At 46.6% G+C, this 14,927-nt stretch carries 11 protein-coding genes; 8 read left to right on the top strand and 3 right to left on the bottom strand.

Annotated elements, in window-relative coordinates:
- Positions 1 to 14: 14 nt before the first annotated feature.
- Together MHH89_RS16545 and MHH89_RS16540 are read right to left on the bottom strand one after the other, a co-directional pair.
- Positions 15 to 899 carry a carbohydrate ABC transporter permease gene (locus MHH89_RS16545; protein ID WP_036679565.1) on the bottom strand — a complete coding sequence of 295 codons (885 nt, stop codon included), beginning with the start codon at positions 897 to 899 and terminating at the stop codon, positions 15 to 17.
- A 207-nt stretch (positions 900 to 1,106) separates the two neighbouring features.
- Positions 1,107 to 2,483, bottom strand: coding sequence for an ABC transporter substrate-binding protein (locus MHH89_RS16540; protein WP_076129193.1), 1,377 nt, complete (start codon positions 2,481 to 2,483; stop codon positions 1,107 to 1,109).
- Between the two features lie 238 nt (positions 2,484 to 2,721).
- On the opposite strand from MHH89_RS16540, the gene MHH89_RS16535 reads away from it, so the two are divergent.
- The 5 genes from MHH89_RS16535 (at position 2,722) to MHH89_RS16515 (ending at position 9,897) form a co-directional block, all read left to right on the top strand.
- On the top strand, positions 2,722 to 4,542 hold the full coding sequence (locus MHH89_RS16535) for a sensor histidine kinase (RefSeq protein ID WP_076186346.1): 1,821 nt from the start codon (positions 2,722 to 2,724) through the stop codon (positions 4,540 to 4,542).
- Positions 4,543 to 6,198, top strand: coding sequence for a response regulator (locus MHH89_RS16530; RefSeq protein WP_038573084.1), 1,656 nt, complete (start codon positions 4,543 to 4,545; stop codon positions 6,196 to 6,198).
- Between the two features lie 71 nt (positions 6,199 to 6,269).
- Positions 6,270 to 7,961 (top strand): glycoside hydrolase family 13 protein, encoded by a 1,692-nt coding sequence (locus MHH89_RS16525; protein ID WP_076129196.1) that lies wholly within the window; start codon positions 6,270 to 6,272, stop codon positions 7,959 to 7,961.
- Between the two features lie 152 nt (positions 7,962 to 8,113).
- Positions 8,114 to 8,848, top strand: coding sequence for a class I SAM-dependent methyltransferase (locus tag MHH89_RS16520; protein ID WP_076279956.1), 735 nt, complete (start codon positions 8,114 to 8,116; stop codon positions 8,846 to 8,848).
- Positions 8,849 to 8,886: 38 nt separating this feature from the next.
- The gene (locus MHH89_RS16515; protein ID WP_076310388.1) at positions 8,887 to 9,897 is read left to right on the top strand and encodes an MBL fold metallo-hydrolase; all 1,011 of its coding nucleotides are present in this window, start codon (positions 8,887 to 8,889) and stop codon (positions 9,895 to 9,897) included.
- A gap of 1,331 nt (positions 9,898 to 11,228) precedes the next feature.
- Here the strand turns inward: MHH89_RS16515 and MHH89_RS16510 are convergent.
- On the bottom strand, positions 11,229 to 11,837 hold the full coding sequence (locus tag MHH89_RS16510) for a phosphatidylglycerophosphatase A family protein (RefSeq protein WP_341087638.1): 609 nt from the start codon (positions 11,835 to 11,837) through the stop codon (positions 11,229 to 11,231).
- Between the two features lie 269 nt (positions 11,838 to 12,106).
- Between MHH89_RS16510 and MHH89_RS16505 the strand changes: the two genes are divergently transcribed.
- From MHH89_RS16505 to MHH89_RS16495, 3 genes are all read left to right on the top strand, one after another.
- Positions 12,107 to 13,240, top strand: coding sequence for a GerMN domain-containing protein (locus MHH89_RS16505; protein WP_179088341.1), 1,134 nt, complete (start codon positions 12,107 to 12,109; stop codon positions 13,238 to 13,240).
- Positions 13,241 to 13,403: 163 nt separating this feature from the next.
- A complete protein-coding gene (gene rph / locus MHH89_RS16500; protein ID WP_036686952.1) occupies positions 13,404 to 14,162 on the top strand; it encodes a ribonuclease PH in 759 nt (252 codons plus the stop codon).
- A gap of 1 nt (position 14,163) precedes the next feature.
- Positions 14,164 to 14,820: an XTP/dITP diphosphatase gene (locus MHH89_RS16495; RefSeq protein ID WP_076310366.1), complete on the top strand. Its 657-nt coding sequence runs from the start codon at positions 14,164 to 14,166 to the stop codon at positions 14,818 to 14,820.
- Positions 14,821 to 14,927: the final 107 nt, after the last annotated feature.

Here is a 14,927-nt window from a genome sequence, read left to right as displayed (position 1 = left end):
GTTACAGGGTTTCTTTAAAATTCTCCGATATCTTTCTTTAAAATCTTGTTGAGGATAACGGTTAGGATCAGGCAGAACACAATAAACAGAATGGAAATGGCATTACCATAGCCGTATAGCGATGATGAGAAGGCGGTTTTGTACAGATAGTTCCCTAGGAACTGTGTGCTATTTGCAGGGCCACCGTTGGTCATTAAGAATACGGTTTCCATTTGCTTAAGACAGGTGGTGACGGCAATGATGATGGCAACCCGCATCATCGGCGAAAGCAGCGGAATGATGATACGCGTGTAGAGGGTAAAGTTGTTGGCGCCATCGATTCTTGCGGCTTCGCTTAAATCTTCCGGAATGCCTTGCAGACCTGAATAATACAGCAGCAGTGCATACCCAAAGCCTTGCCACATAACAACAATGATGATGCACCAGATGGCTGTCTTCGGATCACCGAGCCAATCATGCGTAAGTGCGTCCAATCCAACTCCGCTTAGCAGCTTGTTAAGCAGTCCGTAGTTCGGATGGAAAATTCCGGTCCACAGCTTGGCTGTAACGACGACGGAAATTACAGCGGGGATAAAAAAGATCGTCCGGAATATTTTTTCGTATTTGCCGGAGTTGGTTAGGAATATCCCCATGAGAATGGCAAAGGGATGTTGTAAAAATACTGTGGCGGCGGTCAGGAGCAGGGCGTTGACCAGCGATCTCCAGAACACTTTGTCATGAAATAGAATTTCGCGGTAGTTATCAAAGCCGATGAAATTGTATTTGCCGATCCCGCCCCAATCCGTAGAACCGTAATAAGCGCTCATGAAGATAGGGATGCAGATCATAAAAGCAAATAGGAACAGTCCAGGTGCGATGAGTAAGAAAATCGCTTTTTTGTCGCTTAACACTCTGTGCATGGAAATCTCCGTCCTTTTAAAGAGTAATCTATCTATTACCATCGTAACGGGAAGCCAGGCACCGGAACATGCCGTAAATTTCAGATCGGTGTATACATTTTTTCGAAAACAAAACCCCGGCCTCTGGGGGAAGCCGGGGTTTGCGCACTGCCATCTATAAGGTTACTTCAGGAGCGCTAAGGTTCATGTTTTTTTTAGTTCTCTGGTTTATTTACCAGCGAATTTATCGGATGCAGCATCCAGTGCTTTGGCGAATTCTTCAGGGGTAATCGCATCAGAAAGCAGGCTTTGATGCGCCTCCATTACCTTTTGCTTGAACTCATCGTCACCCACATCCTGCAGTGGAGTACCGCTGGAAGAGGTCATGGAGCTGAACACTTCAATCAATTCTTTTTGCAGCTGGGTTTCGTTACCCGTTAGGAATTGATCGAATTGCTGCGCAGGTGTACCCGCGCCAGCTTGCCATAGCATTTTAGACCAATGCTCTGGAGCGAAGAAATATTTCAAGAAATCAACAGCGGCTTCAGCATGTTTGGAGTTTTTGCTGACTGCATATCCACCACCATACCAAGCGGCATCATCGGTTGCTTTACCTTTAGCTGAAGCTGGGAATGCGAAAGCACCTACGTTATTGCGGAATTCTTCAGAGAAGTTCTCGTCTGTTGCCAGACCCGACTCCCAAGCGCCCATAAAGAACATGGCAGCTTGCCCTTGTCCGAACAAGTTGCGTGCAGCACCGTAATCGGCAGTCAGCCAGCCATCGGCAAAACCTTTAGCATCGGCGAATTGCTGCATTTCAGTTGCAGCTGCAACCAGACTAGGATCTGTAAAGGATATTTTACGTGCCACAGCTTCATCCATTGTATTGAAATCGCCAGTCTGACGTTGGGCTACAAATTCATACCAGATAGGCAGTGTCCAAGCGTCCATACCATTCATAGCGATCGGGTTAATTTTCTTGGCACGAAGTGTTTTGACGGCGGCAAGCAAATCATCTGTTGTTTTTGGCACCTCGATGCCGTTGTCAGCAAATATTTTTTTGTTATAGTACATCACCATGTAGTCGGCACCACGCGGCAAGCCGTAAAGCTTACCGTCTTTACTGAAGCCGTCCATGGATCCGGACACAAACTGATTACCTTCGAAGTCAGCACTGTTCAGTTCAAGCAGCAGATCGTTATCCAGCAGCGGACTCAGGAAGGAGGGCTGACCCCAGGCTTGAATGATATCGGGAAGCTGATTGCTGGAGGCATACACTTTGATTTTTGATTTGTAAGGCTCATCTTGAAGCGCTTCCACTTCAATCTTGACGTTAGGGTTCTCTTTCATGTAAGCATCGATAATGTCTTGCTCTACCTTACCTGAACCATTGGCCCGATCCGCGAGCGCGGTGAAGAACTTCAGTGTGATTTTTTCGGCGGGTGTGTTTTCCCCTGCACTAGCTGTTGCTTCGGCAGTAGCTTCGGCCTTGTCATTTGTAGGTGCATTGGTAGCTTTCGCATTGTTATTTCCGCCACCGCAGCCTGCCAGCAGAGCTGGTAGCATTAGACTCATAAGTGCTAGCTTTATTCCTTTACCTTTCATCAAAAACCCACCTTTTTTATGAGATATATTTCCACGAGAACGGCTGTCATCAAACGAGGATGACAATGTCGTTTCATCTTGCATCCCCATCTTAAGAGTTTATGACCGATAGAAACATGGTCCATATTTAAGAACTATGTAGGCATTTTTCAGTGATTGTAAAAAGCTGGTTCAGGGTTTAATGATTTCAGTTATACTTGGTTTACACATTTATTGATTATACATGAAGGTGGTTCTCATGAATCGAAACATCCGCTTATTAAGCCGTTATCGCCATCTTCCGCTCCAGTTTAAGCTGTTATTATGGTTTGTGCCGCTGCTTCTCGTGACTATATTTGCTATGGGGTGGAACTCCTATCAGATCTCTTCGCAGCAGGTGGTGGAGAAAATGAAACAGTCACAGGATCACCTGACCCGGAAAACAGCAGAGCAGATTGATGAGATGGTGAGGGGAATGATTTCTTTTTCCAATACACTCTTTCTGGATGAAAGTGTGCAGCGGCTCTTAGTGTCGTCAGAAGCACAAAAAGAACGTAATTCCGTATTTAAAACGGTCACCAACCTGATGGTCGCTGGCAATTCGATTCAATCCCTGATTCTATACTCTTTGGAAGACCAGAATAACGGGGCGGAGCCTTTTGCTGCGAACCAAGCCGGATTGACGACTGGCATGAAGTTCTCTAACTTTGTCCAAACCTCGTACTACAAGGAAGCCGTTGAAGCCGCAGGCAGTCCAACCTTTGGATTGTCCAGACCCACGGATGGCATATTTGTTGGTGATCATTATCATAAGATTGTACTTTCCAGAATTATCAAGAATGTATATACTTTAAAACCGGCAGGGCTAGCGGTGATCGGGGTCGATGCTGGTAAGATTGGAAGCCAATATCTAGACAACTCTGAAGATGATGTAGATATGTTTGTGGTAGATCGAGACGGGCTCATCATTACGGCTTCTAACCGGAGCTGGATCGGCAAAAGAGATCTTGATCTTCCGTATTTTGCGGACAGCGATCCTAAGTTGAACCTAGAGCAGAGACTGGAGTCTACAGCGGATCACAAACAGTGGATTGTCTCGCATCTGCAGTCAGAAACGACGGGTTGGTATGTAGTGGTGGTGCATTCCAAACGGCAGCTTGTCAAAGAGCTGGGGCAGATTTCACAGGTCACGGTGACGATCGCTTTTCTGTGCTTAGCAGTTAGCTTAATGGTTACCTGGCTCGCCGCCGCCTCAATAACGAAACCGCTGAAAAAGCTTTCCCGCTCCATGCGCAGATTCCAGACAGGGGATTTCACGCAGCGCGTATTTTTTGAAGGAAATGATGAGATTGGTCTCTTGGGCCATGGTTATAATCTAATGGTGCAGCGGATCAAATCGCTCATCAATGATGTATATGCCTCCAAACTGAAGCAGCAGGAAGCAGAATTGAAAACGCTTCAGGCACAGATCAGGCCGCACTTTTTATATAACACGCTGAATACGATTTGTTGGGAAGCTGAGAAGAAAGGCGACAAAGAAATAGCGGATATGGTCTATTCGCTTTCTCAAGTATTCCGGCTGAGCTTAAATGATGGGCGGGATACGTTTACATTGGAACAGGAAGTAGAGCTTGTAAAGAATTATTTGTTCCTGCAAAAAAATCGGTTTAGAGAACGTTTTGAGTTCGAAATTACCTTGGATGAGAGTATCAAGGATTTTACAGTTCCTAAGCTGCTGCTCCAGCCACTGGCGGAAAATGCAGTGATTCATGGGATCGAGCCACTGGCTGGAAGCGGACTAATCTCGATTCGCGCCTTCCGCAAAGATAGGACTATTGTGCTCGAAGTTCAAGATAACGGGGTGGGAATCACGCCGGAAAGACTTCAGGAGCTACATCAGCGTTTAGCGAGAGGAAGCTCTATCTCGGAGGAAGAGGAGAATGCTGGACGTTCGGGGTTTGCGCTCTCGAATGTACAGGAACGTTTAGCTTTGTTTTTTGCCGGAGCCTCATTGCAAGTAGAGAGTGTAGAAGGAGCAGGCACACGTATTATCATTCATATCACTGTGGAGGGTCCCTAAATGATGAAGCTGAAGCTGCTGATTGCTGAAGACGAAGACACCATCCGTGAGGGTATCGTCAATATGATTGACTGGAATTCGCATCAGATTGAGGTAATGGGCGAAGCGGGGAACGGAAGTGAAGCGCTGGCTCTGATGGAGTCTGAACAGCCGGATTTATTGTTAACGGATATCCGCATGCCGCAGATGAATGGTCTGGAGCTAATCGAAGCTGGACGGCGTCGCGGTTACGACTTTCGCTCGATTATTTTATCTGGCTATAATGAGTTCTCTTATGCGAAACAAGCGATTGCGCTGGGGGTTGTCGATTATGTGCTGAAGCCGTGCCGGCCGGAGGAAATTCTGAAGACGGTACTCAAGGCTAAGGAGCTAATTGAAAGGCAGCGTTGTCAGGAGAATGAGCAGCTAAAAAGAGATCGTTCCTGGCATAAAAATGCACCGCTTGTCAAAAGCCAAGTGCTGTCCCAATGGATTCATCATCCTCCGGTTCCGCTGGAGCGGCGGCAGGAGCTGATCGGTGAGTTAGCTATGGCTATTAGTCATGAAGGTCCGCAGATTGGGCTGGTCAGCTTTGATTTTGATCCTCCCTCTGCCGGTGGGTCTGGACAGGATTTTGTACTTTTACGTTACGCGGCCCTAAATATTATTAGTGAGACCTTGTCTCCTATCTATAAAGGAAAAATCGAGACCTTCCATGATGGCAATCTCCTGCTCTGGATCGGCAGTGGTTTAGCTGGAACGGATTCCCGCAAGTCTTACCGAACCCCCATCTATTTAAAAGAGCAGATTGGGATGCTGCAAAGCAATCTGGAGAAATACCTCAAGCTGTCAATCAGTATTGCTGTAGGCTCCTGTCGTGCGGATATTTCGGAAGCTCATCTGTCTTATAAAGAAGCGCTTCAGGCCATGGAATCCCGCTTTCTGAACGGGAAAGGCGGCGTTTATTTTTATACAGAAGGCTCAGGAGTTATTGGGGGTGGCGCACAGGAGATCGGGATTTTAGATGATCCTGAATTAAATGTGCTGGAGGATGAGATGCTTGTGGCAGTCGGTGCAGGAAGTAATGAGCTTGCCCTCGATCTGCTGGAGCAATGGCTGGAACGTTTTCGCGGAAACCCCGGATGCCTCAAGCAGGAGGTGAATATTCGGGCAACCGCTTTTGTCGTTCGCCTTAAGAGGCTTGCGCAGGAAAAACAAGTAGCTGGATTTGAATGGAAGCAGCATTTGGTCAATTGGATGGAGCAGGCACCACAGATCGAGACGCTGGAAGAATTATCTACGATCCTGAATAAGATCATGCAGAATGTGGTGGAGGCTTTTTCTAAACATCGCCCTCTGCATCGAACAGTAGTTACAGCGCTTGAGATCATCCGTAACAAATATAATACCAATCTGTCTCTGGAGTATGTTGCGAAGGAAGCTTATGTATCTAATACTTATTTAAGTTCACTGTTCCGCCAGGAGCTGGGTGTGAATTTTCTCGATTACTTGCATCAATACCGGGTAGAAGAGGCAAAAAAGCTGCTCCGCCAAAACTTAAAAATGTACGCCGTTGCAAAGTTAGTGGGCTATGGGGAAGAACGCCACTTCAGTGCTACTTTTAAGAAATGGACCGGACTTACGCCCTCACAATATCAAAAGGGACTAGGGAAGTAGGGGTAAATTGTTATCTACTAGGCTTTGTGTGGTTAAACTCTACATATAGCTAAATAGGAGGTAACCGAGAAATGAACCCGAAATGGTGGAAAGAGAGTGTCGTGTACCAAATTTATCCGATTAGCTTCATGGATAGTAACGGAGATGGGATTGGAGACTTGCAAGGAATCATATCCAGACTGGATTATCTGCAGGATTTAGGTGTAGACGTGATTTGGGTCTGCCCAATTTATAAATCACCAAACCATGATAACGGTTATGATATCAGTGATTACTGTGACATTATGAAGGAATTTGGCACGATGGATGATTTTGACCATTTGCTGAGGGAGATGCACGCACGTGGGATGAAGCTGATGATGGATTTGGTTCTGAACCATACGTCACATGAGCACCCATGGTTTGTTGAATCCAGATCGTCGAAGGACAATCCGAAACGGGACTACTATATTTGGCGAAAAGGAAAAAATGGAGGTCCCCCGAATAACTGGGAGTCTTATTTCAGTGGCTCGGTGTGGGAGCATGATCCGCGGACGGATGAATATTACCTTCACCTTTACTCCAAATATCAGCCTGATCTGAACTGGGAGAATCCGGTGGTCATTGATAAGCTGCATGAGATGGTGGAATGGTGGCTGAAGAAGGGTGTGGACGGATTCCGCTTTGATGCCATTGCACATATCGTGAAGACGAAAGGGTACCCGGATGCGGATAATCCAGGTGGAACACCTACCGTAAGGGCTTATGGAATGTTCTCCAATCTGGCAGATGTGCATACCCTGCTACAGAATTTATATGATAAAGTGCTTTATTTCTACGATATTATGACGGTAGGAGAGACTTCAGGACTTGGACCGGAGCAGGCGCTTGATTATGTAGGTGATGGTCGCCGGGAGCTGAATATGACTTTTCAGTTTGAGCATATGTTTCTGGATGCCGCTTCGGCAGGTAGTGGGAAATGGGATGTCGTCCCATGGAGTCTACTGGAGCTGAAAAAGATTATGAGTAATTGGCAGACGGTTCTGCATGACAAAGGTTGGAATGCGAATTATCTCTGCAACCATGACCAGCCGCGCGCAGTGTCCCGGTTTGGGAACGACCTTTTTTACCGGATTCCTTCGGCTAAAATGCTGGCGACCTTCATTCACATGCTTGAAGGCACACCTTATATTTATCAAGGCGAAGAAATTGGTATGACGAATGTCTGTTTCGAATCCATTGATGAGTACCGGGATGTAGAGACGCTTAATTATTATGAAGAAAAGCGAAAAAACGGCGTTCCAGAAGAGCAGATTATGTCTGCCATTCATCATAAAAGCCGGGATAATGCCCGCACCCCGATGCAGTGGGACGATGGTCACGCAGGTGGTTTTACGACGGGGACTCCTTGGATTGAAGTAAATTCCAACTATATGGAGATCAACGCTGGCAATGCGATTAAAGATCCCGATTCCATTTACAACTACTATAAACAGCTGATTGCCCTGAGAAAAAAACACAAAGTCATCGTTTATGGAGCCTACGGGCTGCTGCTCGCAGAGCATACAGAGATATATGCGTATACTCGGACATTAGAAGATCAGCGGCTGCTGGTTATTCTGAATTTTTATGATGGAGAGCCTGTATTCGAATGGCCAGCGGAGTTCCAACCAGACAATATTGAGCTGTTAATTTCTAATTATTCCGTGGAAAAAGATGAGCAGATCCAACCGCTTAAACTTCGTCCTTATGAAGCACGAGTATATTTGCAGCAGCTTGTGTAAGGGAAGCTACAGGAATGAGTTGTCATGAAGGGGCTGAGCGCTCCACTGTGACAACTCTTCTTTGAGTTTGTGAGTAAAAGACTGTACAATGGCGATACATTAACATACATAGAGTGGAGTTACAGGAAGACGCCTGTGGGAGGAGAGACAACATGACTGAATGGTATGAAAAGAGCTTCGGAGAGGATTATCTGGTCGTATACAAACATCGAGACTTTGGTGGAGCTCGTAAAGAAGTTGAACGAATGATCTCGTGGCTGGGACTACCGCCAGGCTCCAAAGTGCTGGATTTATGTTGTGGGATGGGACGTCATTCACTGGCGCTTGCGGAAGCAGGGTACGAGGTAACTGGAGTAGATTTATCAGAGGTATTGCTGCGTGAGGCAAGATCTCAAAAAGGAGCGGAGCAGGTAACTTGGCTGCGTTCTGACATGCGGGACCTACCGTTAATAGGAGGTTTCGATGCTGTGGTTAATCTGTTCACTTCCTTTGGTTATTTTGAAGAGGATGAGGAGCAGGTAAAGGTTTTGCGTGAAATCTATCGGATGTTGAAGCCGGGTGGCAAGTTTGTTATTGATTATCTGAACCCTGCGTATGTGATTCGTCATCTGGTGCCGCATTCTACCCGCGAGGATGGAAAGAATCTGATTGATGAGTCGCGGCGGATCGAGGATGGGTATGTGAAGAAGGACATCATTTTAACCTCTAAAAATGATTCTACATCTCGTCAATATCATGAACGTGTGAAGCTGTATTCCTTGGAGAAATTCAGCGGAATGATCGAGGAAGCGGGTTTACAGCTCGAAGCTGTGCATGGCAGCTATGAAGATGAGGTTTATAATGCAGAAAGCTCCACGCGGATGATTTTTAGTGGAATTCGATCGTAATGGTATCAGGAAAAAGATTCAAAGGCGGTGATCGCACCATGTCTAAGGCGGATATCACTTCATGGGACGAGAACATTCTTCAGGTCTCGGTACCCATGGACTCGCCGCTTCGTCAAGTGAACAGCTATATTCTTCCCGATGAGGATGGCAGAATTACTATTATCGATCCGGGTCCGCGTAGCCCGGAGACAGAAAAATGCTGGCAGGCGATCCTGCAGGAGCTGGGATTGTCGTGGAAGGACGTGCGGGATATCGTCGTAACGCATCATCATCCCGATCATTATGGATTGGCGGGATGGTTGCAGTCGCAGACCGGATGTAAAGTATGGATGACTGAACGTGCTCATGCCGAAGCGATGTTGATGTGGGGCGGTAACACGGATATCAATGAAGTTTTGCCGTTATATTTCATCAGACACGGAATGTCGGAGGAATGGTCGAGTGGAATTAAAGCGCATTTGGAGAGCTTTGACGCTCAAGTAGAGCCACAGCCGGTTGTAACTTATCTGAATGAGGTACAGCCTTTCGGGATGGGTGGCCGTGAATGGCAATTGATTGTAACTGGCGGACATGCACCGGGACATGTGAGTTTCTATCATGCGGGCAGCGGGCAAATGATCTGCGGCGATGCTGTGCTGCCGCAGATTTCGCCCAATGTCAGCCTGCTTCCAGGCAGCGATCCACAGCCGCTGCAGACGTTTCTTCAGGGGCTGCGGGAGCTGGGGAGCTACCCGGTCAGCATGGCGTTCCCGGGTCATCGGGAACCGTTCATGGGCTTCGCGCACCGGGTCAGCAGCCTGCTCGCTCATCATGAGGAGCGGCTGGATGCCGCGGCAGCCTTGCTCGCAAACGGCCCGCTGAGCGGCTTCGCCGTCTGCGAAATTCTGTTTCGCAGACGGGTAACCACCGTTCACCAGATGCGCTTTGCGATGAGTGAGACACTGGCGCATCTGGCGGAGCTGATGCGCCGGGAGCGGGCAGTGATGATAGAGGCGGACGGTGCTATATTGTTTGCAGCATCTGAAAGTGCTGGTGACCATGTTAGTTAGAGTTTCTAAAGGGATCGAAGAGTGATGAAATGAATGATGAAATGAATGATGAATGATGAATGATGAATGATGAATGATGAATGATGAATGATGAAATGAATTGAGATATGAATGTTATGATCGAGTAGAGGTACAGAGCAGTCTTGCGTTATTGGGACTGCTCTTTTTTGGGTTTTGGTTTTAGTGACTAAGTAGAGAGTATATTTCGGTGCTATTTATATGAATATTGAGCTCCTTAGTCCGATCGAATACCCAACTAACCTTTGATTACATACTCATGCGTCACGCTGATCATTTGGACTAACATTTGATTACTTTGATTATGTGTCACGCTGATCATTCGGGCTCAGATTTGATTACTTACTGATGCGTTACACAGATCATTCGGACTAACATTTGATTACTTTACTCATGCGTCACGCTGATCATTCTTGCTCAGATTTGATTACTTACTCATGCACACAGATCATTCGGACTCAGATGCCGCTATTCGTGGATTTTGGGACTTTTGAGGTGAGTATCGGACCGGAGAGGCGTTATTGCTAGTGCAGAGGGTAGTTATTGGTCATTTTTGAGTGAATAGTGACTCTGGAGTCCGAAAGTCACTAAATCAAGGGTGTTTTATGGAAATAGTGTCACCTGAGTCCGATCGCATTACCCAACTAACATTTGATTACTTTTCTCATGCGTCATGCTGATCATTCGGACTCAGATGCCGCTATTCGTGGGTTTTGGGACTTTTGAGGTGAGTATCGGACCGGAGAGGCGTTATTGCTAGTGCAGAGGGTAGTTATTGGTCATTTTTGAGTGAATAGCGACTCTGGAGTCCGAAAGTGTCCAAATCAAAGGGGATATGTGAGTATAGGGTCACCTGAGTCCGATCGCATTACCAACTACCAGTTGATTACTTTACTCATGCGTTACCTGAGCATTCGGATTCAGATTTGATTACTTTACTCATGCGTTACACAGGTTATTCGGACTCAGATGCCGCTATTCGTGGGTAGAAACACATCTTGCCGAGTAACTAAGTGTTGGTATTGACTAATTGGGGAATTTCTCCCTGTTTTTTGAGGTTTGTTAGGGTGTAGAGCGGATATTAGGGAATTTCTCCCTAATAATCTACGAATGTAGCTATAAATTAAGGTTTTCGTAGAGTTATTAGGGAAGAATTCCCTAATAACTTAGGTTTTGAACGATTTTCGGTATTTTTTAGGGAGTTTTTCCCTAAAACTGTCCCAACCCAACCTTAAAAAAAGCGATTGTCTCATAACCCGCAAGGGTTACGAAACAATCGCTTTTTAATTCTCAGAGTGTACCCAAAACACCGGTTACTCCGGTTGTTTTTCATGTTCTGCAAGTTTCCTTGCAGCTTCTTCGCGAGCCTCAGGCGAATGCGGAAGTTCGAGGTCTATCTCACGCTCCGCTTGCTTACGGTGTGCGATTCGGCTACTAGCTGCAGCGGCTACCGCGCCGACGATATCGTCGAGGAAGGTGTGGATCTGCCCGGTGTTTTTGTCGTTCAACCGTTCAAGAACGCCTGGCTTAAGCTTGTCCACATAACCATAGTTGGTGAAGCCAATGCTGCCATATACATTTACGATAGAGAAAGCCAGAATCTCATCCACTCCGTATAATCCCTCATCATTTTCGATCATATCCTGAAGCGGCGGAAACAACTTCCCCTCCTCCGCGAGCATGTCCAATTGAATGCCCGTAAGTACCGCATTTTGCACTTCTCGTTTGCTGAGTACCATCTCAACGTTATGGACACATTCTTCCATCGTTAAGTTTGGATAATATTTTTTTTGCAGAAACATAACGAGCTCTGCGATTTCCTGCAGGTTTACTCCACGCTTATTCAACCACATTTTGGTCGCATCTGCGACTGCCTTGCTGTTCAGACTGTAAGGTATTTTTGCGATTGGTTCATCAGCCATGATTAGTCACCTCGTAAGTTAAGTCTTTGCATTACAACGTTCGTTAGCATGATGTTAAGCGCTGGTGTTATCTCAGATTGTACGTTTAGAAAAAGTATTTGTCCAGAAAACGGAGTCTATGTGAATTAATATCTAGATCCAACCTAACCTGAAAATAAAGCGCACAGGCTTTTCCAACAATTTAGGATAAGCAGTTGTTATTTTTTGGACAAAGGTCTCGTATACATAGCAGTACAAATGCTATCTAACCTTGAAAGGGGTAATAAATGATGAAAACAATGCAACAAATCCGCGGGATTTCCGCAGTCTGCCTACTCGCAGTTCCACTGGCACTGTCCGGTTGTGGCTTGTTCGGTTCGGAATCAGCATCGATTGATGCTCCGCCACCTGAGGTTGAAGCGCAGATGTTACAGACAGAGGGAAATAATACTTTGGATTCAGGTGTATTTGGTCCAGTGGCTCAGGATGATGCACAAGCAGTTGTGAAGGACAGCACCAAAACCGCTAAAGCAACGGATAAAGCAACGGTTTCCGGTGACCGGACGACCGTATATTTGGAAGATGGAAACGGCTTACTCGCTCCAGTGTCGTTAAATCTGCCAAAAAGCAAAGATTCCAGCACGCTCAAGAACTCTTTAATGGCATTAGTGAATAAGGGAGAATATGCGTCCTCATTGCCAGAAGGCTTCCAAGGCATTCTACCAGCTGGAACTGAGGTGCAAAGCATTACGGTAGACAAGTCGAATCTGGCAGTTGTTGAGTTCAATTCGGAATTTAACAACTACGATGCTGCGGATGAACGCAAAATCCTTGAAGCGATCACTTGGACACTTACCGGTCAAGATGACATTAAAGGTGTGCAGTTCTGGGTAGATGGTAAAAAGCTTACGGAAATGCCGCTTCAAGGCACTCCGCTGGATCGCCCGCTGTCCCGTACAATGGGCATTAACCTGCCTAAACAAGGTCCATCTTTGATGAACTCTAGTGCGGTTACTGTTTATTTTTCCACAACATCTCCTGACGGTATCCAATATTATGTTCCGGTTACGCGCTTTGTACCCGCAGGGCAAGAGCAGCTGACTGCTGCTATCAATGAACTGATTGCGGGACCTGAATCCGGAGACGGTCTGGAAATGGTTATGACACAGGGCACATCACTTGATTCGGTTGAAGCCGGACAAAACGGTGTTGTTACTGTATCCTTGACTGACGATATGTTCGCAGATGGGAAGGAAGTTCCTGCCGAATTGCTGGAATCGGTTGTTCTGACTGTTGCGCAAAATACGGAAGATGCTCTGGTTCAAATTCGTTTGAACGGCAAACAATCGATTACTGACACTGACAATGTGGATTATAGCAAACCTGTTTCTGCACCTGAATTTTTGAACGAGCTCCCGTTATAGAATGACCTTCTAAGGTTTAAAAGATGCTTTTGTGCCTCCTCTTTGGTAGAATAAAAGTTGCTCAAAAAGACGTAACGTCCCGAACGGTGAACTGCCGCAATGAACAACAGGGAAACGGGACTCACACTAAACTATTAGCTATACGATGTAGGAGGCAGAAAAGATGAGATCAAACGGGCGAACTGACGACCAATTACGGCCGCTGACAATAACGACCCAAACGAATAAATATGCTGAGGGCTCCGTGATCATTGAGATGGGAGACACCAAAGTTATTTGTACGGCTACTGTAGAGGAAAAAGTGCCTCCGTTTCTTAAAGGACAAGGAAAAGGCTGGGTAACTGCCGAATATTCGATGCTTCCTCGGGCCACCCAGTCCCGTAATCAACGTGAAGCTGCACGCGGTAAACTTACCGGACGTACAATGGAGATCCAGCGGCTGATCGGCCGTGCGCTTCGCTCCGTGGTGAATTTACAAGCGTTAGGTGAACGCAGTATTACGCTGGATTGTGATGTGATTCAGGCGGATGGGGGAACTCGGACGGCTTCGATAACAGGCGCTTTTGTTGCCATGGCATTTGCTATTAATAAAATTGCACTACAGCACAAGCTGGCTGTTTTTCCTATAACAGACTTTTTGGGAGCAATTAGTGTAGGTGTTGTAGGAGATAAAACATTGCTCGATCTGAATTATGAAGAGGATTCTAAAGCCAAAGTGGATATGAATGTAGTCATGACCGGCGGCGGTGCTTTTGTTGAGGTACAAGGGACTGGCGAAGAAAGACCATTCTCGCGTCAAGAGCTGGACCTATTATTAGGTCTAGGTGAGAAGGGAATTTATGAACTGATTGCGGCGCAAAAAGAAGCGCTCGGAGCGATTGCTCTGAAAATCCCTTCCGGCCAGCCGGGCCAAGAGGTGTAACATGAATTCCAAGGGCAATATTCTCATTGTCGCAACGAAGAATAAGGGGAAGGTGCGCGAATTCGAGCACGCTTTTGCCCCGCTGGGCCTGACAGTTAAGAGTATGTATGACTATCCGCATCTGCCCGATGTGGTGGAAGACGGAGCTACTTTTGCAGAGAATGCGTTTAAAAAATCCAAAGCCGTAGGTGATGCACTTGGAATTCCGGTACTCGCTGATGATTCGGGTCTTTGTGTAGATGCTTTGGATGGCAGACCGGGTGTGTACTCTGCACGTTTTGCCGGTGAAGACGCTACGGATGGGGAAAATAACCTGAAGCTGCTTAGCGAGCTAGAGAGATTGAAACAGGGGGAAGACACAGATCAGCCTTTGCTGAGCACGGCTAGGTTCGTCTGTACTTTATCGCTGTACGATCCAGTTTCCAAGCAGGAGCTAACCGCAGAAGGTACGGTCGAAGGTTGGATTACTTCAGAACCATCAGGTGCTGGCGGTTTCGGTTACGACCCGCTATTTTATCTGTCGGAACATGAAAAAACTATGGCCGAGCTTACGCTGGAAGAGAAGCAGCAGATTAGCCATCGAGGAACTGCACTGCGACTGCTGACGGCAAAGCTGGAGAAAAAACTGGCAGCCGAAGGCGGCCTATCGCAGGAATAGATTTTTATATAAAAGTGGGGGTGTCCAAAAGCCGCGAAATGGCTGCTGGGCACCCCCGTTTTTTATTCCTTCCCCTTAAACAAAGCATCAAACTTCGTTCGATTCTA

Source organism: Paenibacillus sp. FSL H7-0323, from assembly GCF_038002725.1.
Taxonomy (GTDB): Bacteria; Bacillota; Bacilli; order Paenibacillales; family Paenibacillaceae; genus Paenibacillus_AQ; species Paenibacillus_AQ odorifer.
Note: the sequence above shows the minus strand (reverse complement) of the source record. Positions and strands in the feature narration are given on the sequence as shown.

Excerpts from the sequence above, each read along its gene's own strand:
- MHH89_RS16545 (WP_036679565.1), bottom strand. The coding sequence starts at position 899 with ATGCACAGAGTGTTAAGCGACAAAAAAGCGATTTTCTTACTCATCGCA.
- MHH89_RS16525 (WP_076129196.1), top strand. The coding sequence starts at position 6,270 with ATGAACCCGAAATGGTGGAAAGAGAGTGTCGTGTACCAAATTTATCCG.
- rph (WP_036686952.1), top strand. The coding sequence starts at position 13,404 with ATGAGATCAAACGGGCGAACTGACGACCAATTACGGCCGCTGACAATA.
- MHH89_RS16505 (WP_179088341.1), top strand. The coding sequence starts at position 12,107 with ATGAAAACAATGCAACAAATCCGCGGGATTTCCGCAGTCTGCCTACTC.
- MHH89_RS16535 (WP_076186346.1), top strand. The coding sequence starts at position 2,722 with ATGAATCGAAACATCCGCTTATTAAGCCGTTATCGCCATCTTCCGCTC.
- MHH89_RS16520 (WP_076279956.1), top strand. The coding sequence starts at position 8,114 with ATGACTGAATGGTATGAAAAGAGCTTCGGAGAGGATTATCTGGTCGTA.
- MHH89_RS16515 (WP_076310388.1), top strand. The coding sequence starts at position 8,887 with ATGTCTAAGGCGGATATCACTTCATGGGACGAGAACATTCTTCAGGTC.
- MHH89_RS16530 (WP_038573084.1), top strand. The coding sequence starts at position 4,543 with ATGATGAAGCTGAAGCTGCTGATTGCTGAAGACGAAGACACCATCCGT.
- MHH89_RS16510 (WP_341087638.1), bottom strand. The coding sequence starts at position 11,837 with ATGGCTGATGAACCAATCGCAAAAATACCTTACAGTCTGAACAGCAAG.
- MHH89_RS16540 (WP_076129193.1), bottom strand. The coding sequence starts at position 2,483 with ATGAAAGGTAAAGGAATAAAGCTAGCACTTATGAGTCTAATGCTACCA.
- MHH89_RS16495 (WP_076310366.1), top strand. The coding sequence starts at position 14,164 with ATGAATTCCAAGGGCAATATTCTCATTGTCGCAACGAAGAATAAGGGG.